29 protein-coding genes are annotated in these 20,987 nt (G+C 70.8%); 17 read left to right on the forward strand and 12 right to left on the reverse strand.

Going from position 1 to position 20,987, the window contains the following annotated elements; all coding sequences use genetic code 11:
- Window positions 1-11: 11 nt before the first annotated feature.
- The 5 genes from IT355_12860 to IT355_12880 form a co-directional block, all read right to left on the reverse strand.
- Window positions 12-1,007 (reverse strand): hypothetical protein, encoded by a 996-nt coding sequence (locus IT355_12860; GenBank protein MCC7054148.1) that lies wholly within the window; start codon window positions 1,005-1,007, stop codon window positions 12-14.
- Window positions 1,004-1,993 (reverse strand): hypothetical protein, encoded by a 990-nt coding sequence (locus tag IT355_12865; GenBank protein MCC7054149.1) that lies wholly within the window; start codon window positions 1,991-1,993, stop codon window positions 1,004-1,006. Before IT355_12865 ends, IT355_12860 begins: the two co-directional genes overlap by 4 nt.
- Before the next feature lie 102 nt (window positions 1,994-2,095).
- Window positions 2,096-2,965, reverse strand: coding sequence for a hypothetical protein (locus IT355_12870; protein MCC7054150.1), 870 nt, complete (start codon window positions 2,963-2,965; stop codon window positions 2,096-2,098).
- A complete protein-coding gene (locus IT355_12875) occupies window positions 2,962-3,267 on the reverse strand; it encodes a hypothetical protein (protein ID MCC7054151.1) in 306 nt (101 codons plus the stop codon). Before IT355_12875 ends, IT355_12870 begins: the two co-directional genes overlap by 4 nt.
- A gap of 1 nt (window position 3,268) precedes the next feature.
- The gene (locus IT355_12880; protein MCC7054152.1) at window positions 3,269-3,595 is read right to left on the reverse strand and encodes a hypothetical protein; all 327 of its coding nucleotides are present in this window, start codon (window positions 3,593-3,595) and stop codon (window positions 3,269-3,271) included.
- Window position 3,596: 1 nt separating this feature from the next.
- Here IT355_12880 and IT355_12885 point away from each other — a divergent pair, with 1 nt between their 5' ends.
- Window positions 3,597-3,932: an HNH endonuclease gene (locus tag IT355_12885; GenBank protein ID MCC7054153.1), complete on the forward strand. Its 336-nt coding sequence runs from the start codon at window positions 3,597-3,599 to the stop codon at window positions 3,930-3,932.
- Here IT355_12885 and IT355_12890 read toward each other — a convergent pair.
- Window positions 3,908-4,225: a (2Fe-2S) ferredoxin domain-containing protein gene (locus IT355_12890; GenBank protein ID MCC7054154.1), complete on the reverse strand. Its 318-nt coding sequence runs from the start codon at window positions 4,223-4,225 to the stop codon at window positions 3,908-3,910. The genes IT355_12885 and IT355_12890 overlap by 25 nt on opposite strands.
- A 230-nt stretch (window positions 4,226-4,455) precedes the next feature.
- Between IT355_12890 and IT355_12895 the strand changes: the two genes are divergently transcribed.
- On the forward strand, window positions 4,456-5,367 hold the full coding sequence (locus tag IT355_12895) for a sulfurtransferase (GenBank protein ID MCC7054155.1): 912 nt from the start codon (window positions 4,456-4,458) through the stop codon (window positions 5,365-5,367).
- 67 nt (window positions 5,368-5,434) lie between these two features.
- Window positions 5,435-5,902: an OsmC family protein gene (locus tag IT355_12900; protein MCC7054156.1), complete on the forward strand. Its 468-nt coding sequence runs from the start codon at window positions 5,435-5,437 to the stop codon at window positions 5,900-5,902.
- Between the two features lie 55 nt (window positions 5,903-5,957).
- On the opposite strand, the gene IT355_12905 is transcribed toward IT355_12900, so the two are convergent.
- Entirely contained in the window at window positions 5,958-6,368 is a 411-nt protein-coding gene (locus IT355_12905; protein MCC7054157.1) for a MerC domain-containing protein, read from the reverse strand.
- A 274-nt stretch (window positions 6,369-6,642) separates the two neighbouring features.
- Here IT355_12905 and IT355_12910 point away from each other — a divergent pair, with 274 nt between their 5' ends.
- On the forward strand, window positions 6,643-6,885 hold the full coding sequence (locus IT355_12910; GenBank protein ID MCC7054158.1) for a type B 50S ribosomal protein L31: 243 nt from the start codon (window positions 6,643-6,645) through the stop codon (window positions 6,883-6,885).
- A gap of 152 nt (window positions 6,886-7,037) precedes the next feature.
- On the opposite strand, the gene IT355_12915 is transcribed toward IT355_12910, so the two are convergent.
- Entirely contained in the window at window positions 7,038-7,571 is a 534-nt protein-coding gene (locus IT355_12915) for a hypothetical protein (protein ID MCC7054159.1), read from the reverse strand.
- 206 nt (window positions 7,572-7,777) lie between these two features.
- Window positions 7,778-8,152 carry a transcriptional repressor gene (locus IT355_12920; protein MCC7054160.1) on the reverse strand — a complete coding sequence of 125 codons (375 nt, stop codon included), beginning with the start codon at window positions 8,150-8,152 and terminating at the stop codon, window positions 7,778-7,780.
- Window positions 8,153-8,308: 156 nt separating this feature from the next.
- On the opposite strand from IT355_12920, the gene IT355_12925 reads away from it, so the two are divergent.
- From IT355_12925 to IT355_12970, 10 genes are all read left to right on the forward strand, one after another.
- On the forward strand, window positions 8,309-8,878 hold the full coding sequence (locus IT355_12925; protein MCC7054161.1) for an SCO family protein: 570 nt from the start codon (window positions 8,309-8,311) through the stop codon (window positions 8,876-8,878).
- Window positions 8,879-8,904: 26 nt separating this feature from the next.
- The gene (locus tag IT355_12930) at window positions 8,905-9,306 is read left to right on the forward strand and encodes a copper chaperone PCu(A)C (GenBank protein MCC7054162.1); all 402 of its coding nucleotides are present in this window, start codon (window positions 8,905-8,907) and stop codon (window positions 9,304-9,306) included.
- Window positions 9,299-9,655 carry a hypothetical protein gene (locus IT355_12935; protein MCC7054163.1) on the forward strand — a complete coding sequence of 119 codons (357 nt, stop codon included), beginning with the start codon at window positions 9,299-9,301 and terminating at the stop codon, window positions 9,653-9,655. Before IT355_12930 ends, IT355_12935 begins: the two co-directional genes overlap by 8 nt.
- Before the next feature lie 33 nt (window positions 9,656-9,688).
- A complete protein-coding gene (locus tag IT355_12940; protein MCC7054164.1) occupies window positions 9,689-10,333 on the forward strand; it encodes a hemolysin III family protein in 645 nt (214 codons plus the stop codon).
- Between the two features lie 118 nt (window positions 10,334-10,451).
- Window positions 10,452-11,438: a deoxyhypusine synthase family protein gene (locus IT355_12945; GenBank protein ID MCC7054165.1), complete on the forward strand. Its 987-nt coding sequence runs from the start codon at window positions 10,452-10,454 to the stop codon at window positions 11,436-11,438.
- A complete protein-coding gene (locus IT355_12950) occupies window positions 11,435-11,833 on the forward strand; it encodes a copper resistance protein CopC (protein ID MCC7054166.1) in 399 nt (132 codons plus the stop codon). The genes IT355_12945 and IT355_12950 overlap by 4 nt, the downstream gene beginning before the upstream one ends.
- A gap of 13 nt (window positions 11,834-11,846) precedes the next feature.
- On the forward strand, window positions 11,847-12,770 hold the full coding sequence (locus IT355_12955; protein ID MCC7054167.1) for a CopD family protein: 924 nt from the start codon (window positions 11,847-11,849) through the stop codon (window positions 12,768-12,770).
- Window positions 12,771-12,936: 166 nt separating this feature from the next.
- Window positions 12,937-13,488 (forward strand): TlpA family protein disulfide reductase, encoded by a 552-nt coding sequence (locus tag IT355_12960; GenBank protein ID MCC7054168.1) that lies wholly within the window; start codon window positions 12,937-12,939, stop codon window positions 13,486-13,488.
- A gap of 114 nt (window positions 13,489-13,602) precedes the next feature.
- Window positions 13,603-15,567: a PAS domain S-box protein gene (locus IT355_12965; GenBank protein ID MCC7054169.1), complete on the forward strand. Its 1,965-nt coding sequence runs from the start codon at window positions 13,603-13,605 to the stop codon at window positions 15,565-15,567.
- A 140-nt stretch (window positions 15,568-15,707) separates the two neighbouring features.
- Window positions 15,708-15,950, forward strand: coding sequence for a hypothetical protein (locus IT355_12970; protein MCC7054170.1), 243 nt, complete (start codon window positions 15,708-15,710; stop codon window positions 15,948-15,950).
- A 105-nt stretch (window positions 15,951-16,055) separates the two neighbouring features.
- On the opposite strand, the gene IT355_12975 is transcribed toward IT355_12970, so the two are convergent.
- A complete protein-coding gene (locus IT355_12975) occupies window positions 16,056-17,141 on the reverse strand; it encodes a DUF4097 family beta strand repeat protein (GenBank protein MCC7054171.1) in 1,086 nt (361 codons plus the stop codon).
- A gap of 119 nt (window positions 17,142-17,260) precedes the next feature.
- Here IT355_12975 and IT355_12980 point away from each other — a divergent pair, with 119 nt between their 5' ends.
- From IT355_12980 to IT355_12990, 3 genes are read left to right on the forward strand one after another with little or no spacing between them, the layout of a single operon-like run.
- Window positions 17,261-18,013, forward strand: a complete 753-nt coding sequence (locus IT355_12980; protein ID MCC7054172.1) for an AAA family ATPase — start codon at window positions 17,261-17,263, stop codon at window positions 18,011-18,013.
- Between the two features lie 58 nt (window positions 18,014-18,071).
- Window positions 18,072-18,713, forward strand: coding sequence for a pyridoxamine 5'-phosphate oxidase (gene pdxH, locus IT355_12985; GenBank protein ID MCC7054173.1), 642 nt, complete (start codon window positions 18,072-18,074; stop codon window positions 18,711-18,713).
- A gap of 49 nt (window positions 18,714-18,762) precedes the next feature.
- On the forward strand, window positions 18,763-19,509 hold the full coding sequence (locus IT355_12990) for an SDR family oxidoreductase (GenBank protein MCC7054174.1): 747 nt from the start codon (window positions 18,763-18,765) through the stop codon (window positions 19,507-19,509).
- 9 nt (window positions 19,510-19,518) lie between these two features.
- On the opposite strand, the gene IT355_12995 is transcribed toward IT355_12990, so the two are convergent.
- Together IT355_12995 and IT355_13000 are read right to left on the reverse strand one after the other, a co-directional pair.
- Complete coding sequence (locus IT355_12995) at window positions 19,519-19,878, reverse strand: hypothetical protein (GenBank protein MCC7054175.1); 360 nt, start codon at window positions 19,876-19,878, stop codon at window positions 19,519-19,521.
- On the reverse strand, window positions 19,878-20,849 hold the full coding sequence (locus IT355_13000; GenBank protein MCC7054176.1) for a tetratricopeptide repeat protein: 972 nt from the start codon (window positions 20,847-20,849) through the stop codon (window positions 19,878-19,880). The genes IT355_12995 and IT355_13000 overlap by 1 nt, the downstream gene beginning before the upstream one ends.
- Window positions 20,850-20,987: the final 138 nt, after the last annotated feature.

Here is a 20,987-nt window from a genome sequence, read left to right on the forward strand (position 1 = left end):
GCGTGGTGGCGTCAGGGTTTCCACGCCGGCTTGCCCGACGAGGGCTTGAACGGCTTCGGGGCCTTGCGGCCGGCCAGGCCCTGCAGCGATGCGCCGAGTGTCTCGAGTGACTCCACGAGCTTCCGGATCTCCGCGGTGATGTTGATCACCTTGTAGCCCGCCGGTGCGTCGAACACCGAATCGGGCAGCACCCGCCGCTCGATCGACGTGACCTCGGCCGAATCGACGGTCACCACCTCACCGGCATCCGCGGTGCCGGGCAGCAGCACCGAGGAGCCGGTGGTGCGCGTGCGGCTGCGGGTGACGGTGCGGAGCGCGAGGCCGGCCGGCAGCGTCCCGCCACCGCGCACGGTCACCGGGGCCACCGCGGTGCCGAAGATCTGCTCCATCACGCCCGCGAGGCTGGCCGACGTCAGCGTGAGCACCGAGTTCGCGCCCCACTCGCCGGGCAGCGATGGCGCCACCCACTCGTCCGTCTCGGTGACGATGTGCACGGTCTGGACGCGCCCGTCGCGCGCACTCGTCATGCGCACCGACCGGCGCACCTGCACATGACGGGTGGCGTGACCCAGCAGCCGGGGGCCCGGGCCCAGGTCCTCGCCCACGGCCGTCATGCTGTCGAACCGCACCCGCATGAGGGAGTCGAACATCAGCCGGAGGTCGGAGAACCGGAGCACCGCCGTGGAGCGCGAGGCGCGGTTGTGCAGGCGGATCTCGTCGGGGGCGTTGTCCAGGCTCGCCCAGTCGTCCCCCACACTGTCGTCGACGGCGCGCAGCACGTCCACGCGCTGCCGTGTGCCTTGCCGGCGCACCAGGAGGCCGACGCCCATGGCCCGCGCGCGGGAGCCCGCCGGCATCGTGCGCACCGTGCTCACGCGCAGGACACTGCCGGTGACGCTGTCGTGCACGGCCTGGGCACGAGCCGCCGTGGGCCGCGCGCCAGCCAGCACCACCAGCACCGCCGTCACGCCCGTGAGGGCGGCACGTCCGAGCCGTCTGTCGGTCACGGGACCGGCCGGCCCGTCTCCGCGCTCTCCACCGCGCGCCGCATCCGGTCCGCCGCTCCGGCCGCCTGCTGCATCGCCTCGTTCGCCTTCGCCTTCGCATCGCGCAGCGAGGCCCCCACGTCGTTCCGCGAGTAGTCGGCCGGGATCGTGAAGTCGGCCGGGCCGACCGCGCTGCGCGAGAACCCGGTGACGCGATACGCGCTGCGCGTGGTGGTGGTGTCGCCGTCACGGATCACGCGCGACTCCTGCTCCTGGATGAGCGGGAATCCCTTCGGCCGGCTGGCATTGAGCGCCATGATGGCCTCCGCCGCCTGGTTGCCGGTGATCCCGTTCATCGACGAGGTGAACGCCTTGTCGAAGGCCGAGAAGCCGGCATCGAGCAGCGCGACATCGTTGCTCAGGTGCACCACGGAGCTCTGCTCGGTGCGCATCGGCAGGGCGCGACCCATCATCGACATCTCGATCGTGTACCGCGTGGTGACGCGATACTTCCGCGTGGCGAAGCCGAGCACGGTCTCACCGGCCCCGAGATCCTCCACCTGGGACGAGGTGTCCTTCACCGTCATCTGCATCATCCCGCCCATGCCCCCCATGCCTTCCTTGCCGAGCAGGCCGTCCATCGTCATCACCTTCTTCGCGACCGGGTCCACCATCGACATGCGCGCGCCATCCGACTCGACGAGCATCCAGCCTCCGGTCGACAGGCCGTTGGCGGCGCCGCGCGAGAAGTCGATCCGGGCCTTGCCGTCGAGCACACGCACGGTGGTGATGGTGGTGTCGGTACCGGCGGCCTGCGGGCCCGCCGCCGGCCGCTCGACCGTGCCGGTCATCGTGACCTGGAACCCGTCGCCACTGCCGGGAATGGTCCCACCCTTCACGCTGCTGGCGCCACCGGCAGCGGCGCCGCCGTCGGCGGACTTCCCGGAACAGGCGGCGAGGGTGAGGCAGGCGACGAGCAGTCGGCCGGTACGGCGGATCATCGACACGGGAGTCTCCGGAGCCAGGGGAATGGAGCGGGCGACCGGCACGGCAAGACATCTCGCGCCGGTCCGGACCGATCGTACGACGTCACGGAACGTGCGCGGACGCTACCGACGCTGCCCGGGCCGGAGCAACCGGCTCAGCTCCGTGACGCGATAGTCCGATGGTACCGTGAACAGCAGCGTGTCCACAACCTCGCGGCGCAGGCCGCTGACCAGCGACTCGGATGTGGTGGCGAGCGAGTCGGTCCCCGCGATCGAGACGCCGGTCGTCGCGCTGTGCAGGGGGAAACCCGCCGGCATGCCGCGCTGCGACGCGCGGAGGGCACGCCGCGCCGCCTCGGGCGCGCCGGCCGCGCGCGCCACCTGCTCCGCGAACGCCCCGAACCCCGGATCGAGCCGCGCCAGGCTGGCGCTCAGGTCCAGCTCCACGCGCTGCTCGGTGCGGATCGACCGCCGCATCGTGGCCGGGCCGGCGGTGATGGTGAAGCGCTGCTCGAGCACCACGTGCTGCGTCTCGTGGCCGACGATGCGCGGGCCGGCGCCACTGCGCCGGATGGTGCTCGCCACGTCGCTCACCTCGATCGCCATGCCGCCGGTCGGCATGCCGCCCAATACCGAGTTCAGCTGGCCGGCGGGCAGCACGAACACCTCCCTCTTGTCGGGATTCACCACCGACATCAGCGTGTCGCCGGCACGCACCAGCAGCGCGCCGCGCGCGCCCGTGAGCGCGGTCAGCGCCCCGCCGCGAAAGGTCACGCGCGCCACGCCGTTCCGCACCGCGACGTCCAGCGTGAGCCCGGTGCCACCCACTGCCCGCCCGCCCGCGTGCACGGCGGTGGCATAACTGAACAACCACGCCTGCGTGCGCGGCGCGGGTCGGGACGACGGCACCTGCGCCATGAGTGCCGCGCCAGGCGCGGCGATCGTGGCGAGCGCGCACAGCAGCCGACGACACCGTCGGATGGCGACGGTCATGGCAGCACGTCCAGCTCGATCACCCCGTTCACCATGCGGAAGAGCTCCCGGGCGTCCGGCGCCGTCACGGTGACGCTGGCCACCTCCCCCCGTCGCAGCACGGCGTCCGGTGGCACGGCGCGCAGCATGGCGCCACGCAGATCCACGACCCTGGCCGCGGGACCCGCCAGCTTGCGCACCTCCGCACTCGACCCCACCAGCGCCAGCCGTGCACCGTCCACGGCGATCGCGTCGGCCACGGGCCGCCGCGGATCCCCGGTCCGGATCCGTCCGTTGACGAGGGCCAGCGTGACCGGCGCCACCTCAGGTGGGGCGACGGTCCATCGAGTCGCGCAGGTCGAGCAGGATCTCGAAGTACAGCTGCTCCCGACGGTACGCGAAGTCGAGCGCGACCATCTGCGACGGATCCTCGGTGGCCCTCGCACGGTCGAAGGCTTCCTTGTACATCTCTTCCAGGTTGCTCAGAATGCGGTCGCGGGTGCGTGCCATGCGGGCCCTGTCCAGTGAATGTGGCGTGAGTCGCGGGATGTCCTGCACATCGTCGAGCGACGCGGCCGGGGCATCGGGATCGTAAATCAGCTTGCGCGCGGCCTCGAAGAAGGTCCGCCGTGGATCAGGAAACTCGACCATCGTGAATCGCGGGGAGATCTTCGGGCGGGACGAGTGGCGCTGCGTCTACTGCGGCGTGCAGTGTGCGCCGGCGGCACTCACGATTGACCATGTGCAACCACTGCTGCGCGGCGGGGACAGCTCCGGCGGCAACGTAGTGACGGCCTGTAGTGCCTGCAATTTACGGAAGGGACACCGTCGGCTGGCGGAATTCCTGCTCGACGAACCGGAGGCGCTCGCCAGCTTCCGTGCCCGTGCCCTGCACGTCTGGCCACGACACCTGCGCGCCCTGGACGAGGCGATCGCAGCCGAGCAGCGCCGGCGCGAGACCGCTCACCGGGGGCCGTCGAGCCGGTGAGACACCGCCTCCTCCACCACCCGGCCCTGGCCCAGGTGCTCCACCACGATCCGCTCGAGCAGGGCGGACGTGACGCCGGCGTACCACACGCCCTCCGGATACACCACCAGGACCGGGCCACCGGCGCAGACACCGAGGCACGGCGTCTCGCCGCGCTTCACCCGCTGCGGCCCGAACAGCAGGTCCTCCCGCTGCAGCAGCCGCGCGAGCTCGGCATAGAGATGGCGTCCCCGCCGGTCGGGGCTGCAGTACGTCCCGGTGCACACCAGCACATGGCGGGCATACGGATCCATCGCCGCCCCCGTCACGCGAGACACCACGACACCGGACTGCAGGGGCGAACCGGACGATCGGAAGGCATGGCTGAAGCTACTCCCGCAGTGCATGGATGATTCCTGTCACTGGCGGGATGCCACCCCAGTGGCGACGATACGCCGTGCCCGTGCCGTGTGCCGTCGCTCGCGGGAGCAAAGCCGAGCATTCCAGTCCCGTACGCTTCGTCGTCTTCCCTCGTTCCCCACCCATGCCTGACACCCTGCGCGCCCCGGACCCCGGAATCGCCGGCCGCGGCTACGCCACCCCCGACGTCCTCGTGACGACGGCGTGGCTCGCCGACCACCTCCACGATCCCGCGCTCCGCCTGCTGGAGTGCGACGAGGACGTGCTGCTGTTCGACTTCGGGCACATCCCGAACGCGCAGAAGATCGACTGGCACACCGACCTGAACGACCCGGTCATGCGTGACTACGTCGGCCCGGCGCAGTTCCAGGCGCTCCTGCGGCGTCTGGGCATCGACGACACCACGACCGTGGTGTTCTACGGCGACAAGAACAACTGGTGGGCGGCGTACGCGTTCTGGGTGTTCCGCCTGTTCGGCTTCCGGAATGCCCGCCTGCTGGACGGCGGCCGCATGAAGTGGGAGCAGGAGGGCCGCGCACTGGTCACGGAGCTCGCGTCGTTTGCCGCGTCGTCGTACGTGGCGCCGGCGCGGAACGATGCACCGCTGCGGGCCTTCCTGCCCGACGTCCTGGCCCACTCGGCACGGCACGGGCAGCTCGTCGACGTGCGCTCCACGCCGGAGTACACCGGCGAGCGGCTGCACATGCCCGAGTACCCGCAGGAAGGGGCGATGCGCGGCGGGCACGTGCCCGGCGCCCGCAGCGTGCCGTGGGCCCGTGCGGCCAACACCGACGGCACGTTCCGGTCGGCGGACGAGCTGCGCGCGATCTACGAGGCAGAGCAGCACCTGGACCCGGCCAGGCCGACGATCACCTACTGCCGCATCGGCGAGCGGTCGTCGCACACCTGGTTTGCACTCACCTACCTCCTCGGCTACCGTGACGTGAAGAACTACGACGGGAGCTGGACCGAGTACGGCAACGCCGTCCGCACGCCCATCGCCACCGGCGCGGACGCAGGCGGCACCCCCTCATGATGCCACGGTGCGCACACCCACCCCGCGGGTGCGCGGCGGCGGTGGCGGGACCCGGAGACGCAGGACGATGAGCACTCCACCAAAGCGAGTGGCCGAGATCCGGCTCGACTGGCAGGGCGAGCACCGCTTCGACACCGGAAGGCCCGGCGGCCCGACGCTGCGGCTGGATGGCGATGGCGTCACCGGTCAGAGCCCGGTGGACGCCGTCGTGAGCGCGCTCGCCGCGTGCACCGCCGTCGACGTGGTCGACATCATGGCGAAGCGGCGGACCCCGCTGGCGTCACTCGGCATCGACGCCGTGGGGTCGCGCGCGGAAACCATCCCCCGGCGGCTGACCGAGATCACGCTCACCTACCATGTGGCAGGCGAGGGGGTGGAGCGCGTGCACGTGGAGCGCGCGATCGACCTCGCGATCACGCGCTACTGCAGCGTGCGGGAGTCGCTCGACCCGGCGATGCCCGTGCGCTATCGCGCGGTGGTCAATGGCGAGGACGGCGCGATGCAGACCCCGGGCTCCGTCTCGCAGGACGGCTGACGACCGCGGTGCAGTGGAATGACCGCATGGCGCAGTGGGCCATGCGGTGACGCCGTCAGTGGTGGTGCGCCGGGCCGCAGCGGCAGCGATGCATCGCGCCGCGGTTCTGCCAGTGTGCGGACACCAGGCACCCGGCTGCCACGATCACCACCAGCATCTCCGCCAGCGACGGCGACGCGTGCGTCGCGCGGAGCACGGCGAGCATCGCGATGCCGGCGGTGAAGAGCAGCAGCGGCGTCTTCAGGCCGTGCGAGCGGTAGCCCGGGAGCAGGGAGGCGAGGCCGATCAGTGTGGACGCTGCGAGGAAGATCCACTCGATCCACGGGGCGGCCAGGAATGACGCAGCGGCAGGCATCGCGCCAAGGAATACCGCCACCACCGCACAGTGCACCGCACATGCGAGCGACGCCGTGGCACCCACGACGTCGAGTGACGGCCTGACCGGCTGGCTGGTGCGGAGGGACATGCCCATGAATCGTCCGTCGGGTGGCGGTCTGCGTGGCGCCCTGTCGACGCCCTGAACCAGACCGGAACGGCATTAATGATACCGGCAACTGATACGCGAGTATCAATAAATACCGAGTGACGGGGGGCCGCAAGGGGTGGTGCTGCCCGGGTCTCGCTGGGGTCACGGGCGGCCCCTGCCATCCGGCCACCTGCCCTGCTACGTTTCGAGGCTACCCGGGAACCCGGGACCAAGGCCCTGCCCGGCGCGTGACCCCAAGACGAGATCAGCTGCTATGAAGGAAGGCATTCATCCCGCGTACCACCCGGTGATCTTCAAGGACGCCTCGTCGGGTTTCGCGTTCGTGACCCGCTCGACCCAGTCCAGCGACCAGATGATGGAGTGGACCGACGGCAAGTCGTACCCCGTGATCACCATGGAAATCACCAGCCACTCGCACCCGTTCTATACGGGCCAGCAGCGCATGATCGACACGCAGGGCCGTGTCGACCGCTTCAAGAAGCGTTACGCGCGCTGAGTGGCAGCAGGCAGGACACGACGGGCGGGCGGTGCCGGATGGCATCGCCCGCCCTTTCGCATGCGGGCCACGATGCACGAGGCGGGCGATGCACGCATGCATCGCCCGCCTCGTGTGGGCGCCGCGACGAGGCGCGGCACCCGTGACTCCGACTACTTGCTCAGCTTGATCGTCAGGCCGACGTTCAGCGTCGCAGCACCGGCACCCGCATCGGCATACACCGACGTGCGCGGCGTCAGGAAGTAGCGGCCACCCGCGCGGCCGATGAAATACACGCCGCTGTTGAAGCCGCTGCATCCGATGCTCGAACCGGGGAAGTCGCAGGACACGACCTGGAAGCCGAGACCGGCGCCGAGGAAGGCGTCGAGCTTCTTCTTCGGGTCGATCTTGAAGTGGTAGTTCGCGGTCGCGCCGATCGGGATGTACCGGAAGCTCGCGGACCCCGCGCTCCAGCTGTACACGTCGGCACTGACGCCGATGCCGAGCAGGCCGTCTCCAAGGTCCGGGAGACTCTTGAACACGCGCTCGTACCGCCCACCGAATGAGATGCTTGCACTGCCGATGTTGCCGAGGCCGACCACACCGCCCACGTCGGAGTAGCCGAGCTTGACCTGGGCAGACGCCTGTGACGGCGCGGCAAGCAGCACGACGGCCACTGCCAGAGAGCTTGCGAGTTTCTTGATCATGTGCGGAGATGGTGGAGGGAAGACCAGCGTCTCGGGACACCGCTGTTCGGTGACCCTGGGCGTGCGAACGGCAAGTCCCATGAGCCACTTTACGCTGCGGTCACCGAGGCCGAAAGAGGCCGGTTGGAGATGAACGCACCGATCGGCACAGCCTGCTCACCGGGACCCGGACACTGGAGATCGTCAGCGTCGGGACAGAATGCGGATCAGGCCGCCTTGCATCCGACGCACCGACCGAAGAGCATGACCTCATGTCCTTCGGTGGTGAAGCCGGCGGGGGCCAGCTTCTGGATGTCGGCAGGACACCCCTCCACCTCGAACACGCGGTCGCAGGTGCGACAGTGGAAGTGGTGGTGGTGCCCCAGGTGTGCCACCTCGTACCGCGGCGCCTCACCGGGCACATCGATGCCCTTGATCTCCCCTTCGTCCAGCAGCGTCTTGATGGTGCGATAGACGGTGGCGATCCCCATGCTCGGCACCTCCGCCTTCGCGGCCTCGAGCACTTCGGCCGGCGACAACGGGCGGTGCAGCGCACTGAACACCCGCCGGATGGCGCCCCGCTGCTTCGTGTTCCGTTCCATTCCGCCTCCGGGGCCCTGACGTGACGTCACACCCGCACCGCTCCTGACGGCAGGGTTATTGAGAATCAGATGATAACCAGACAGTGCCCGATGGGCGAGTGGGGCTCGAGGGCCGCGTGCGCCCGCGCCGCACACCGGCACCGGTAGCTTTCAGGGATGCGATCTTCCGCCGTCCTTCTTGCCTGCCTCTTCGCCGCCGGCTGCGCGGCACCGTCGTTCAACGGCGTGGTGCTGGATCCGCCCGACGCCGCGCCCGCCCTGCGGCTCGCCGATTCCACCGGCACGGCCTTCGACCTGGGCGCGCAGCGCGGCCAGGTCGTCATGGTGTTCTTCGGCTACACGCACTGCCCCGACGTCTGCCCGACGACGCTGGTGGAATGGAAGCGGGCCGCGACCGCGCTCGGCGACGCGGCGCAGCGCGTGCGCTTCGTCTTCGTGAGCGTGGACCCGGAACGCGACACACCGGCGGGTGCGCAGCGGTACGCGGCCGGCTTCTCCCCCACCTTCACGGGACTGACGGGCACGCGGGCCCAGATCGATGCGACGCTCGCCACGTGGAAGCTCGCCGCCTACCGGGACGGCAACCCGGCCGACACCAGCACGACGTACACGGTGAGCCACCCGAGCCAGGTGTTCGTGATCGATCCCGAGGGCAGGCTCCGGCTCATGCATCGTGCCGGCTTGACACCGGCCCAGATCGCGGACGACATCCGGGCGCTGCTGTGAGTGCTGCCCGACGCAGGAGCCTGGTGGTGCTGCTCGCGTGCGCGGCAGCGGGTGCGTGCAGCAGCACGGGTGCGCCCTCCGCCGCCACCGGCCCGTGGATGCGGCCCGCCGAGCAGGGGGCCTCGTCCGCGATCTACTTCACCCTGCGGAACCCAGGGGACACGGCGCTCGTGCTCCACGACGTGCAGGTGGACGTGGCGGGACGTGCGATGTTCCACCTCTCGACCGACGCCAACGACATGGCGAGCATGCAGGCACAGGACTCGCTCACCGTGCCGCCGCACGATTCGCTGGTGTTCGCCGAGCGTGGCCTGCATGTGATGGTGCTGGGCCTGCGCGCCGCACTGGTGCCGGGCGACACCGTCGTGATGCGACTGCTGCTGCGCCCGTCGCGGGTGGACACGGTGCGGGTGGCCGTCCGTGAGTGAGCCGCACCGGCGGTTCGCGGCGATGGCCGGGGTGCTGGTGCTGACGCTGGTGGCGACCTGGTGGGCATGGCCGCGACCGGCGGTGGAGCTGCGGGTGGAGCTCGGCGGCCGTGGGGTGGTGGTGGACTGGTTCGGCCGCACGACGGCGCTGCCGGAGACCATCCGGGTGAGCGCCCGGGGCCGGAACACGCGCATCCGCATCGAGAACCGCGACACCACGTTCCAGTCGCTGGGCATGTTCGGTGTGGCAGCGAACTCGACGCGCAGCTTCAGCGTGCCGCTGCCCGGCAGCTACGGCGGCTACTGCTCCGCGCACCCCACCGGGCAGATCACCTACCTCGTGCAGTAGGGTAGGTTCCAGCGTCCGCCACACAGGTGCCGCATGGCTGTCACGGCAGAGGCAGTGCACAGGGAAGAGATCGCCAACGCCGTGACGCACGGTGTGGGGGCGCTGGCGAGCGCCGCCGCGGGCGCGGTGCTGGTGACACTCGCCGCACAGTCGGGCACGCGGCTGCAGATGGTGAGTGCGATCGTGTTCTGCAGCTCGATGCTGCTGCTCTACACGGCCTCCACGCTGTATCACGCGATCCCGAACCCGGTGACGAAGCGCCGGCTGAAGGTCTTCGACCACTGTGCGATCTACATGCTCATCGCCGGGACGTACACGCCCTTCACGCTGGTGGCGCTGAACGGGACCCTGGGCTGGTGGCTGTTCGGCGTGGTGTGGGGGCTGGCGGCGCTGGGGGTGACGTTCAAGCTGTTCTTCACCGGCCGGTTCAAGCTGTTCTCGACGCTGGTCTACATCGGCATGGGGTGGATGGCGATCTTCGCGGTGCGGCCGATGCTGCAGGCCATCCCGGTGGCGGCGCTGGCCTGGCTGCTGGCCGGCGGCGTGGCCTACACGGCGGGCACGGTGTTCTACCACAACGAGAAGCTCCGCTACTCGCACGCCGTGTGGCACCTCTTCGTGCTGGCGGGCAGCGCCTGCCATTTCGTCGCCGTGATGAGCCAGGTGGTGCCGGCCTAGCCCGCGGCGCGCGACCGGGGCCGGCCCCCGGCCGTGACGCGCCGACCGGCTATCTTGCGGCGTTCGCCTCCGTGCCACCGATTTCCGCGCGCCACCAGCGGCGCCGACCTTCCCGACCATGACTCCATCGACTGCTGCGCCGGTCTCGGCGTTCCTGCGCCACAACTTCCGCCACTTCAACGCCGCGGCCCTGATCGAGGCGGCGGACGGGTACACGGCGCACCTCGACGCCGGCGGCAAGATGTTCGTGACCATCGCTGGCGCCATGAGCACGGCCGAACTCGGCGTGTCACTGGCCGAGATGATCCGGCAGGACAAGATCCACGGCATCAGCTGCACCGGGGCGAACCTCGAGGAGGATGTGTTCAACCTCGTGGCCCACGACTTCTACGAGCGGATCCCGAACTGGCGTGACCTGACGCCGGAACAGGAGCAGGACCTGCTGGACCGGCACATGAACCGCGTGACCGACACCTGCATCCCCGAGATGGAGGCGATGCGTCGCATCGAGAGCGTGGTGCTGGAGGAGTGGGTGGCGGCCGACCGGGCGGGCGAGCGGTACTTCCCGCACGAGTTCATGTACAAGATCCTGCTGTCGGGGAAGCTGAAGGACAGCTACCAGATCGACCCGCGGAACTCATGGCTGCTGGCTGCGGCCGAAAAGAACCTGCCGATCATCGTGCCGGGCTGGGAGGATGCGACGCTGGCGAACATGTATGCGGGCCACGTGATCACCGGTGACGTGAAGCACGTGCACACGGTGAAGACCGGCATCGAGTACATGATGTTCCTGGCGGAGTGGTACACGCAGGTGACGACGGATGCGTCCCTCGGCTTCTTCCAGATCGGCGGCGGCATCGCGGGTGACTTCCCGATCTGCGTGGTGCCGATGCTGCACCAGGACCTGCAGCGCGAGGAGGTGCCGCTGTGGGGCTACTTCTGCCAGATCAGCGACAGCACGACGAGCTACGGCTCATACTCCGGCGCGGTGCCGAACGAGAAGATCACCTGGGGCAAGCTGGGCGTGGACACACCGAAGTTCATGATCGAGAGCGATGCGTCGATCGTGGCCCCGCTGGTGTTCGCGCTGGTGCTGGGCCAGTGAGGGGCGGGCCGGCACGGCGACGCGCGGCAGCGCTCCTGCTGCTGGTGATCGCGCCGGTGGCCGCCGGTGCGGCGGCACGGCACCTGAAGCTGCTGCGCAGCGAGCCGATGGCGAACCAGGCGCTCACGGCATCGCCGGTGCAGGTGAAGCTCTGGTTCTCGCAGCGTCCGGAGCTGGCGGTGACGTCGATCAAGGTGACGTCGGGCGTGGGGGCGGCGGCGGTGGAGCGCGCGCTGGCTCCGCTCAGCCGTGCCTCGGCCCCGAACTCGCCGATCACGGCGCCGGTGGGTGCCGCGCTGGCCCCGGGGCACTACCAGGTGGTGTGGCGCACGATGGCACGGGACGGGCACGTGCTGAACGGCGTGATCCCGTTCGACGTCGGCGCACCGCGCTGACCGACTGGCGCGCGTGGAGTGGATCGTCGCACGGTGGCTGACGTTCATCGCCACGCTGGTGATGGCAGGGAGCTGCGCCGTGGCGCTGGGCGTGGTTCCCCGGGCCGGCGGCGATGCGGCGGCACGTGACGGCATCGTGCGCGGCGCGGCACGGGCAGGTGTCGTCGCCGGCCTGCTGCTGATCCCGGCGCTGCTGGTGCGGCTGGCCGGCCAGCTCATTGCCCTCCGTTCACCGGGTGACCCGCTGGGCGCCGGACTCGGCACGCTGCTCGGATCCACCACCTGGGGCGCGGGATTCGCGTGGCAGGCGGTGCTGGCGCTGGCGACGCTGCTGGCCCTGTGGTTCGCGTCACGACACGTGCAGCCGCGGCCCTGGCTCATGGCCGCCGCGCCCTGCGCCGCCGGCCTGTGCGCGGCGCCGGCGTGGCAGGGACACGCCATCGGCAGCGAGACCGCCACCCTGCTTGCCGTGGCGATGGACGTGACCCACGTCAGCGGCGCCTCTCTCTGGCTGGGAAGCCTGCTGGTGATTGCCTGGCTCGGCTCCGCCATTCCTGACCGCGACGGGCAGGTGCACCACCGGGATGCCGAGACGGCCGACGTGCGGCTGCGCTTGCTGGTCCCGCTGGTGCCGCGGGTGGCGCTGGCTGGAGCCGCCCTGCTGCTCTCGAGTGGTGTCGCGAGCACCGTGCTGCACGTCACGGCCGTGGACGATCTCTGGCGCACCTCCTGGGGGCAGCTCGTGCTGGGCAAGACCCTGCTGGCCTGCGTGGTGGTGGGGCTCGGCGCACTGAACTGGCGTCGGCTCGGTCCACAGGTGGAGTCGTCTCGTGGCACGATCCTGCTGCGTCGCGCGCTGTTCACGGAGGTCGGCCTCGCGCTGGTCGTGCTCCTGATCACCGCGGTGCTGGTGGAGACGCCGCTGCCGGGAGAATGAGCGGGGGCCGTTCAACAGTCGGGTTCGGCAGTACGTCTGACGGCATGGTGCCGTGTGGCGAACTCTTCCGCTCGGCTGAACAGGGTTGCGGGTTCATCCGTATCTTGCGGATCGGGAACCGATTCCGCCGATCGACTGGGGCGGCACTGCATTTCGGGGGTCAGCGATGCGGCATGGGGTGAAGGTCCTGGTGCTGTCGGCCATGCTCACGGGCTGTGGTGCGCGTGACGCTGCGCCACCGCCCGCGGCGGCGTCCGCCGCGGCGGGCGTGGCCATCGGGGGTGTGGTGCCGGCGTTCGTGGTGGCGACGATCGGGGGCGACAGCGCCCGCGTCGGCGGGAGCCAGCGCCAGCCGGTGACCCTCGTGAACGTGTGGGCCACCTGGTGCGCCCCGTGCAAGGCGGAGTTCCCGGAGCTGCAGGCCCTGCACACCGCGTACGCGCCGAAGGGGCTGCGGGTGCTGGCCGTCTCGATCGACACCGACGGTGATGGCGCGGTGGCAGCGAGTGCGAAGGGCATGGGTGCCACGTTTCCCCTCGGGCGTGACCCGGAGGATGCGGTGCGCGGCCGGTTCGCCGCGGTGGGCATTCCGGAATCGTGGCTGGTGTCGGCCGACGGGCGCCTGCTCTGGCGCCACACCGGCGCGATCCCGTCAGGGGACATGGAAGTCCGGACAGCGATCGAGGCGGCGTTGGGTGCCGGCGGGGCCGCGCAATGACCGCCGATGTCCGCTGTCGGTGGCGGCGTGCCCGCGTGGCAGTGACGGCCGGAGTGTCGCGTTGACCGGCCCCTCGTGTAGTTTCCCCCGCATGTGCACCGGCAGCACGTCCTGATGGATCCGCGTCCACCACGCGCCACACCGATGGCATTCGAGGCCATTGGCGCACCTGGCCGCGACCTCTCTCGGCTGCTGGCCGAGACGCTGGAGGCGGCGGTCGTCGCGATCGACCCGGCCGGCATCGTCACCTACGCCTCGAGCTACTGCGAGGACCTGTTCGGCATCCGGCTGCCGCTGCTGGTGCGGACGCACTTCACGTCGCTGATGTCGCAGACGGAGCGTCGCATCGCGCTGATGCTGCTCGAGCAGATGACGGCCGGCACGCGCTTCCCGATCGCCACCTGGCTGCTGCGACGCGCCGACGGCACGTCGATCTGGGTGGAGTCGCGCGTGACGATCATCCGCGACGCCGACGACACCGTGACGGGCTACATCACCGTCACGCGCGACATGAGCGAGCGCCGCCTGGCGCAGCAGACGCTGATGCGCACGCGCGCCAACTACGACGCACTGGTGCGCCGTGCGGTGTACGGCGTGTACCGCGCCGAGCGCAACCAGCGGATGCTGGACGTGAACCCGGCGATGCTCGAGCTGCTCGGCTACGACACGCGCGAGGAGCTCCTCGCCCTCGACCTCGCCCGGGACGTCTACGCCGACACCTCCGACCACGAGTGGCTGGTGCGCACGGCGCAGGCCGGCGAGCTGGATGACTGGGTGGAGGTGACCTGGCGCCGGCGTGACGGGGAGCTGATCGACGTCCGCCTCTCGCTGCGCATGGTGGAGGACGAGGACGGGGGACCGCCGGTGTTCGAGGGCATCGCCGAGGACGTGACCGAGCGGCACCGGCGTGACGAGCGGCTGCGCCGCAGCGAGCGCATGGCCTCGCTGGGACACATGCTGGCCGGCGTGGCGCACGAGCTGAACAACCCGCTCGCCGCCATCAGCGGCTTCTCGCAGCTGCTGCTGCGCGGCTCGTGGCCCGACGACGACCGCAAGGCGCTCGAGACCATCGGCCGTGAGGCGCGCCGCGCCGAGCGCGTGGTGCGCGACCTGCTCACCTTCGCGCGACAGGGGAACGTCACGCGCAGCGAGCTCGTGGACCTGCACGGCGTGATCCGCCACATCGTCGACACGCAGCGCTACGCCCTCGACACGCGCGGCGTGCGCGTGATCCTGACGCTCGCCGAGCAGCCGGTCTACGTGCAGGGCGACACGGCGCGGCTGGAGCAGGTGATGCTGAACCTGGTGGTGAACGCGCGGCAGGCGCTCGAGGCGATGCGCGGTGAGCGCGCCATGAAGCAGGCGCCACTGGAACTGCGGATCTCCACCGAGACGGAGGACGACGATACCTTCGTGCTGGTGAAGGTCTCGGACAACGGTGCCGGGATCTCCCCCTCGCTGCTGGGCCGGATCTGGGAGCCCTTCTTCACGACCAAGGAAGAGGGTGTGGGCACGGGGCTGGGCCTGAGCGTGGTGCACAGCATCGTCACCGAGCATGGTGGCGTGGTGGACGTGCAGAGCGAGCTGGGACGCGGCACCGAGTTCATTGTGCGGCTGCCGCTGGTGGGGGCCCCGGAGGTGGACGAGGACGTGGAACTGGCGCCTGCCGCCGCCGCCCCGCCAGCAGCGGACAGCGTGCCGATCGGCCGCGCCCTGGACATCCTGGTGGTGGACGACGAGGCGGCGATCATCAGCTTCCTCACCCGCTTCCTGACCTCGCGCGGCCATGCCGTGGTGGGGGCGAGCGACGGGCTGCATGCCCTGCGGATCGCGGAGCAGTTCACCTTCGACGTGGTGGTGTGCGACCTGCACATGCCGGAGATGGACGGCGTGGAGCTGATCCGGCGCATGCGGATGCTCCCGAGCTGCAGCGGGACGCGCTACGTCCTGAGCTCGGGCGATGGCCCGGGGTCGCCGATGATGGGCCGTGCCGAGGCGCTGAACGTGGACGGCCTGCTGGCCAAGCCGTACACCATCGACCAGCTGGTGGCCGTGGTGGAGGGCACCCCGGCACTCTGACCCCCGGCGGGGCGCTTCCCGCCGGTGTTATTGTCGTCCACAGTCATTTCGTGCGCCAGGTCCGCAGTCCGGGCGCACGCTGAGTCCTGCCAGCCGGAGGAAGTCCCCCGGCATCCCGTCGCACGAGGAGCTTTCGCCCGATGGCCAGCCATACCGAAGGACGTCACGTCCCGATCAACCCGACGAAGGAAGGCTGGCCCTACGCCATCCTCACCACGGTCGTCGCCATTGCGCTCTGGTTCGGCGCCTGGTCCATCCACAAGGCCACGTGGCGCGAGCCGACGGACCCGATGTTCCACGCCAAGGGCTCCATCCCGCAGTCCTCGATGGCGAAGCCGGCTGGTGGTGCCGCTCCGGCCGCCGCCGCCGAGGCGAAGCACTGAGGTCCGGTCAGGTCGCAACGGCATGACGAGACGAAGGCGGCGCGCACCACTCTGAGGTGCGCGCCGCCTTCGTCTCTTCCCCCGCCCCCGCCCCCGCCCACCGCGTCAGATCGTGCGCCGGATGCTGGCCGGACGCACGAGCACACCGCCGGACCCCGTCTCGATGGTCACGCGCGAGCGGCCGGTCCCGATGCGACCATCCAGCTCCCCCCGCTCACGGCGGGAGACCGCCATCGGTACGGCGGACTCGACCCCGCCGGAGCCAGCCGAGAGACGCAGCTCCGCGTTGAAGTCGTCAGGTGCGATGAGGGTGACGGAGCCGCTGCCCGTTTCCACATCCAGGTCGCCCGCCGAGCTGCGCGGCGCCACTTCCACCGACCCGCTGCCCGTCTCGAGCCGCATCGACGCCGCCTCGATGCCGAGGGCGCTGATGCGTCCGGATCCGGTCTCGAGCGCGAGGTGGTCGGTGGCCCGGCAGCGCACCACACTCAGTGCACCGCTCCCCGATTCGATCCGCACCGCGGTCGCGCCATCGATGTCACTCGCGGTCACCGATCCACTCCCGGTCTCGACGTCGAGGTCGCCGTCGTGCCGCGTGACGGCGACGGCACCCGATCCAGTCTCGAGCCGGAGCGGACCGCGCGTCTCACCAGTGCGGATGGTGCCCGAGCCGGTCTCCAGCGACAGCGCGCGCATCGTTCCGCGTGCGGCGATGTCCCCGAGACCCAGGTGCAGTTCGAGCGACACCCCGGCCGGCACGCGTACCACGAGGTCGGCCGACGCCTCGGCGCCGCCGTCGTGACTGAGCCGGACTCGCCGGCCATCGCCGCCGGACATTCCGAACCGCCCGTCGTCGCGGAGGCGGATCGTGGTGGAGTAGCGCCGCGCCGCATGCGCCTCGTCCGCGGCCCGGATCACGTCGGCGGGGTGGAAGATCCGCAGCGTCTGCGCGCCATCGAGGACGCCGGTGCGGGTCACGAGCTGTCCGGCATGTGCGCCGAGCCGCGTGACCTCCACCTCGACGTCGTCGGAGGTGCCCTGCTCCACCCGCACCGTGCCGATGAGGTTCCAGATGGCGACGCGACCGCTGGCGGGGGTGAGTCGCACGACCTGCTGCGCGCCGAGTCGTGAACCCACGGCAAGGCAGGCCAGGCTGGCGACCAGGACGACGGAACGGCGGGAAGCCGGCATCGGGATGCTCCGGGAATGGGGAGGGCGATGGAATGGAGGTCCGTACGGCGCGGCGCCGGTGCCGGGTTTCACCGCCGCCGGTGGTTGGCAGAAGGGCGCCGCCGCACGAGTTTGTCTGCATGTCCACTGACGCCAGCACCGGTGCCGGGGCCGCCGGCGGAGCGGCGCTCCTGCCCGGATTCGCGGTCACCGCACTCACGCCCGACGACACCTCGGCGCTGGCGTGCGCGATGCTGATCGCGCTGCTGGCCTCGGAGGGGGGCAACGTGGCGGCGATGGTCCCGGTGGAGACCGGGGTGGACGATCCCTGCGAGCAGGGGAGCCGTGGCGCGCTCATCCGCTGGGCGGCCGGCCACCTGGACAACCCGCGCGACGTGACGCCGTTCGCGCTGGAGCATCCGCGATCCGCGATGCACGCGGCCGATGCCTCGGGCACGCTGCTGCACCACGCGGCGTTCGATCGCGCTCGGGAGGAACTCTCGGACGGGCGGTCCGTGCTGGTGGTGCACGATGCGGTCGGCCTGCTCGACCCGATCTCGCCATCGCAGTCGATGCTCGAGATGGTGGCGCGGTGGCGGCTGTCGGTGGTGATCGTGGAACCGGTGACCCGGTGGGCCGTCGGGCATGTGCGGCTGATCGCGGCCGCGCTTCTGGCCCATGACGTGCGGATTGCTGGCGTGATACTGGCAGACGCACACCTTCTGCACGAGGAGCCGGAGATCATCGGCGCGACCTGCGAGACGCTGGGTGCGCTGCTGGAGTGCCCGGTGGTCCTGATGCCGCGGGTGATCTCGGTGCACGATCGTGGTGAACTCCTGACGGCGGCGCACGAGTGCGGGCTGCATCGTATCACAGCGCGTCGGCTGGCCTGACCCGGCGCCCCGGAGCCCGCCGCCAGGCGGCGCACGCTTCCCTCACCGATCGACCCTGATGACTTCCATCGCTGACCTCCGGCGCGACTACGCGCTGGCGTCACTCGACACGGCCGACGTGGTCCCCGACCCGATCGAGCAGTTCTCGCGCTGGTTCGCGAACGCCGTGGATGCGGCCGCGACCGAGCCGAACGCCATGACGCTCGCCACGGTCGATGCCGATGGCGCGCCAGATGCCCGCGTGGTGCTGCTCAAGGGTGTGGATTCCCGCGGCTTCACCTTCTTCACCGACTACCGGAGTCAGAAGGGGCGCGACCTGCTGGCACGGCCCGCGGCGGCGCTGGTGTTCTTCTGGCACGAGCTGGAGCGCCAGGTCCGCATCCGGGGCACGGTGCAGCAGCTCGGCCGGGACGAGTCGGCGGCGTACTACGAGTCCCGTCCGCGGGGCAGCCGGATCGGCGCCTGGGCCAGTGAGCAGAGCAGCACCCTCCCCGACCGCGCCACGCTGGAATCGCGCGTCCGGGACGCCGACGCGCGGTTCCCGGGTGAGACGGAGGTGCCGCTTCCGCCGCACTGGGGCGGCTACCTCGTCGCGCCGGTGATGCTCGAATTCTGGCAGGGCCGGCAGAGCCGCCTGCACGACCGGCTGCGCTACCGGCGCACCGAGGGCGGCTGGGTGCTGGAGCGGCTCTCGCCCTGAGGGTGCGGGCGGATGAAACCGGGAGGGTGCCGGTGTCATTCGCCCCAGCATGACGCCTTCCGTTCATCTCATCCTCGGTGCCACCGGTGGCATCGGGTCCGTGCTCGCGCGACAGCTCGCCGCCTCCGGTGCGCAGCTGATGCTCGGTGCGCGCAATGCGGACGCCCTCCACGCGCTGGCCACGGAGCTGGGGGCCGGCCAGCAGGTGGTCGATGCGACGCGGGCCGAGGAGATCGAGCAGGTGGTGGAGGCGACGGTGTCGCGGTTCGGGCGGCTGGATGGTGCGGTGAACTGCGTGGGCTCGCTGCTGCTCAAGCCGGCGCACCTCACGCGGCCGGAGGAGTTCGACGAGGTGATCGCCGTGAACCTCCGCTCGGCGTTCGCCCTGGTGCGCTCGGCCACGCGCGCGATGATGACCAACACCGCGCCGGCGGGCGGCAGCATCGTGCTGGTGTCCTCGGCGGCGGCGCGCATCGGGCTCGCGAATCACGAGGCGATCGCCGCGGCGAAGGCCGGCATCATCGGCCTGACGCTGTCGGCCGCCGCGAGTTACGCGGCGAAGCAGGTCCGCGTGAACGCCGTCGCACCGGGGCTGGTGCGCACACCGCTCACCGCGCGCATCACGGTCAGTGCCCCGGCCGAACAGGCGTCGGTGGCGATGCATGCGCTCGGCCGGCTCGGTGAGCCGTCGGACGTGGCGAATGCGATCGCCTTCCTGCTCGACCCACGGAACGCGTGGACCACCGGGCAGGTGCTGGGCGTGGATGGCGGGCTCGGGACACTGCGCAGCCGGTGAGCGCCTGCGTCAGCGGCGCGCGCGCGGTGCGGACTGCGCCGCATGCCACGCGCGCGCGGCGGGCGAGAACAGGCCCGCCAGCCCGGTGACCAGCACGAGGGCGGCCACCGCGTAGGGCAACATCGCGACACGGTGCGGCCAGGTGAGCACGAGGCCCACCGTGAGCGGCAGGAGCGCAATGCCGGCCACGAGGCAGAGCGCAGCGCGGCTGAATCGCCACCGGCGCCAGCATGCGGCCGCGAGCAGTGGCAGGAGCAGGAAGAGCAGGCCGGCGAGCGGCGCGCCGCCCCGCGTGGTGGTGACCGAGAGGGCGACGCCGGTGAGTGCGATCGCCGCGAGGGACGCGAGCACCGTCCGCGGCGGGTGCATCAGCGCACGCGGTCGAGCGACACCTGCGCATCACGCATCTTCGGGTTCGATCGCAGCGCCGCCTGGTACTCGGCGCGGGCCTCGGCATTTCGCTTCTGGCGCTCGTAGATCTGCCCGAGGCGATAGTGGGCATTGGCGACCGGTGGATCCGACGGTCCCCGGGTGCCGCGCAGGTACTGCTGCAGCGCCTGCTCGCCGAGTGCGAGCTGTGCGCCGGTGACGGCGGCGGTGCGTCCGAGGCTGAAGAGTGCGAACATGCGGTGGGTGCCGCGGGCCTGCCAGCGGGTGATGGTGGCGAACGCCGCAGCAGCCCGCTGTCCGTCGGCCTGCACGGCGGAGAGGTTGGCCCATCCCAGCAGGCTGTCGGGGAACTGCACGGTGGCCTGCGTGAGGAGGCGCTCGACGGCGACGTTGTCGTGGCCCGCCGAGGCAACGGCGAGGCTGGCGCCGAGGCCGCGGAAAGCATTCAGGCGCGTGATGGCCTCGGCCTGCTGGCCGGCGAGCGTGAGGCTCCCGCCGAGGGTGGCGGGCACCTCGATGAGGTACTGCATCAGCCCTTCACGCGCGTCGATGTTCGTGCCGTCGAGGGCGATGGCGGTGCTGTAGGCATCGCGGACCTGCGGGGCGAGGCGCGCCTTGGTCGCGGCATCGCCGATGCGCGCGAGTTGCCCGGTGATGTTGCCGACCCAGAGGAAGGCGGCACTGCTGCGCGGGTTGCCGCGCGCGGCGCGCCGGAACTGCGCGGCAGCGCTGTCCCACCGCGCCCCCATGACGCTCATGCAGCCGGCCGCGAACTCGGCCACCGGCGTGACCGGTCGTGCCGCCATCGCCCGTTGCACGGCGACGCGGTCGACGGCGCTGCCGGTGATGGCGCGTTCGCAGGTCCGTGCGTCGGCGAGGGTCTGACCGTGCACCGGCGCGGCGAGCAGGGCGACGGCGCAGGCAGCGAGGGAGTGCCGGTGGGGCAGCATGGACTCGGGGGTGTGCGAAGTGGGACTCGTGGCGTGTAATCGAAGTTCCGGACGCAGTCGCCGGGCGGGGCATCCCGGCTGGCGGCGTTGAACATCCTCGCAATACCGCTGGTATTGCTGCGGTGTTCGCCTGGCCAT

The organism is Gemmatimonadaceae bacterium, assembly GCA_020851035.1.
Taxonomy (GTDB): Bacteria; Gemmatimonadota; Gemmatimonadetes; order Gemmatimonadales; family Gemmatimonadaceae; genus JACMLX01.

What these genes read in the sequence shown, in the direction of transcription:
- IT355_12870 (MCC7054150.1), bottom strand. Translation starts at nt 2,965, where the DNA reads ATGACCGTCGCCATCCGACGGTGTCGTCGGCTGCTGTGCGCGCTCGCC.
- IT355_12880 (MCC7054152.1), bottom strand. Translation starts at nt 3,595, where the DNA reads ATGGTCGAGTTTCCTGATCCACGGCGGACCTTCTTCGAGGCCGCGCGC.
- IT355_12890 (MCC7054154.1), bottom strand. Translation starts at nt 4,225, where the DNA reads ATGGATCCGTATGCCCGCCATGTGCTGGTGTGCACCGGGACGTACTGC.
- IT355_12895 (MCC7054155.1), top strand. Translation starts at nt 4,456, where the DNA reads ATGCCTGACACCCTGCGCGCCCCGGACCCCGGAATCGCCGGCCGCGGC.
- IT355_12900 (MCC7054156.1), top strand. Translation starts at nt 5,435, where the DNA reads ATGAGCACTCCACCAAAGCGAGTGGCCGAGATCCGGCTCGACTGGCAG.
- IT355_12905 (MCC7054157.1), bottom strand. Translation starts at nt 6,368, where the DNA reads ATGTCCCTCCGCACCAGCCAGCCGGTCAGGCCGTCACTCGACGTCGTG.
- IT355_12910 (MCC7054158.1), top strand. Translation starts at nt 6,643, where the DNA reads ATGAAGGAAGGCATTCATCCCGCGTACCACCCGGTGATCTTCAAGGAC.
- IT355_12915 (MCC7054159.1), bottom strand. Translation starts at nt 7,571, where the DNA reads ATGATCAAGAAACTCGCAAGCTCTCTGGCAGTGGCCGTCGTGCTGCTT.
- IT355_12920 (MCC7054160.1), bottom strand. Translation starts at nt 8,152, where the DNA reads ATGGAACGGAACACGAAGCAGCGGGGCGCCATCCGGCGGGTGTTCAGT.
- IT355_12925 (MCC7054161.1), top strand. Translation starts at nt 8,309, where the DNA reads ATGCGATCTTCCGCCGTCCTTCTTGCCTGCCTCTTCGCCGCCGGCTGC.
- IT355_12940 (MCC7054164.1), top strand. Translation starts at nt 9,689, where the DNA reads ATGGCTGTCACGGCAGAGGCAGTGCACAGGGAAGAGATCGCCAACGCC.
- IT355_12945 (MCC7054165.1), top strand. Translation starts at nt 10,452, where the DNA reads ATGACTCCATCGACTGCTGCGCCGGTCTCGGCGTTCCTGCGCCACAAC.
- IT355_12960 (MCC7054168.1), top strand. Translation starts at nt 12,937, where the DNA reads ATGCGGCATGGGGTGAAGGTCCTGGTGCTGTCGGCCATGCTCACGGGC.
- IT355_12965 (MCC7054169.1), top strand. Translation starts at nt 13,603, where the DNA reads ATGGATCCGCGTCCACCACGCGCCACACCGATGGCATTCGAGGCCATT.
- IT355_12970 (MCC7054170.1), top strand. Translation starts at nt 15,708, where the DNA reads ATGGCCAGCCATACCGAAGGACGTCACGTCCCGATCAACCCGACGAAG.
- IT355_12975 (MCC7054171.1), bottom strand. Translation starts at nt 17,141, where the DNA reads ATGCCGGCTTCCCGCCGTTCCGTCGTCCTGGTCGCCAGCCTGGCCTGC.
- IT355_12980 (MCC7054172.1), top strand. Translation starts at nt 17,261, where the DNA reads ATGTCCACTGACGCCAGCACCGGTGCCGGGGCCGCCGGCGGAGCGGCG.
- pdxH (MCC7054173.1), top strand. Translation starts at nt 18,072, where the DNA reads ATGACTTCCATCGCTGACCTCCGGCGCGACTACGCGCTGGCGTCACTC.
- IT355_12990 (MCC7054174.1), top strand. Translation starts at nt 18,763, where the DNA reads ATGACGCCTTCCGTTCATCTCATCCTCGGTGCCACCGGTGGCATCGGG.
- IT355_12995 (MCC7054175.1), bottom strand. Translation starts at nt 19,878, where the DNA reads ATGCACCCGCCGCGGACGGTGCTCGCGTCCCTCGCGGCGATCGCACTC.
- IT355_13000 (MCC7054176.1), bottom strand. Translation starts at nt 20,849, where the DNA reads ATGCTGCCCCACCGGCACTCCCTCGCTGCCTGCGCCGTCGCCCTGCTC.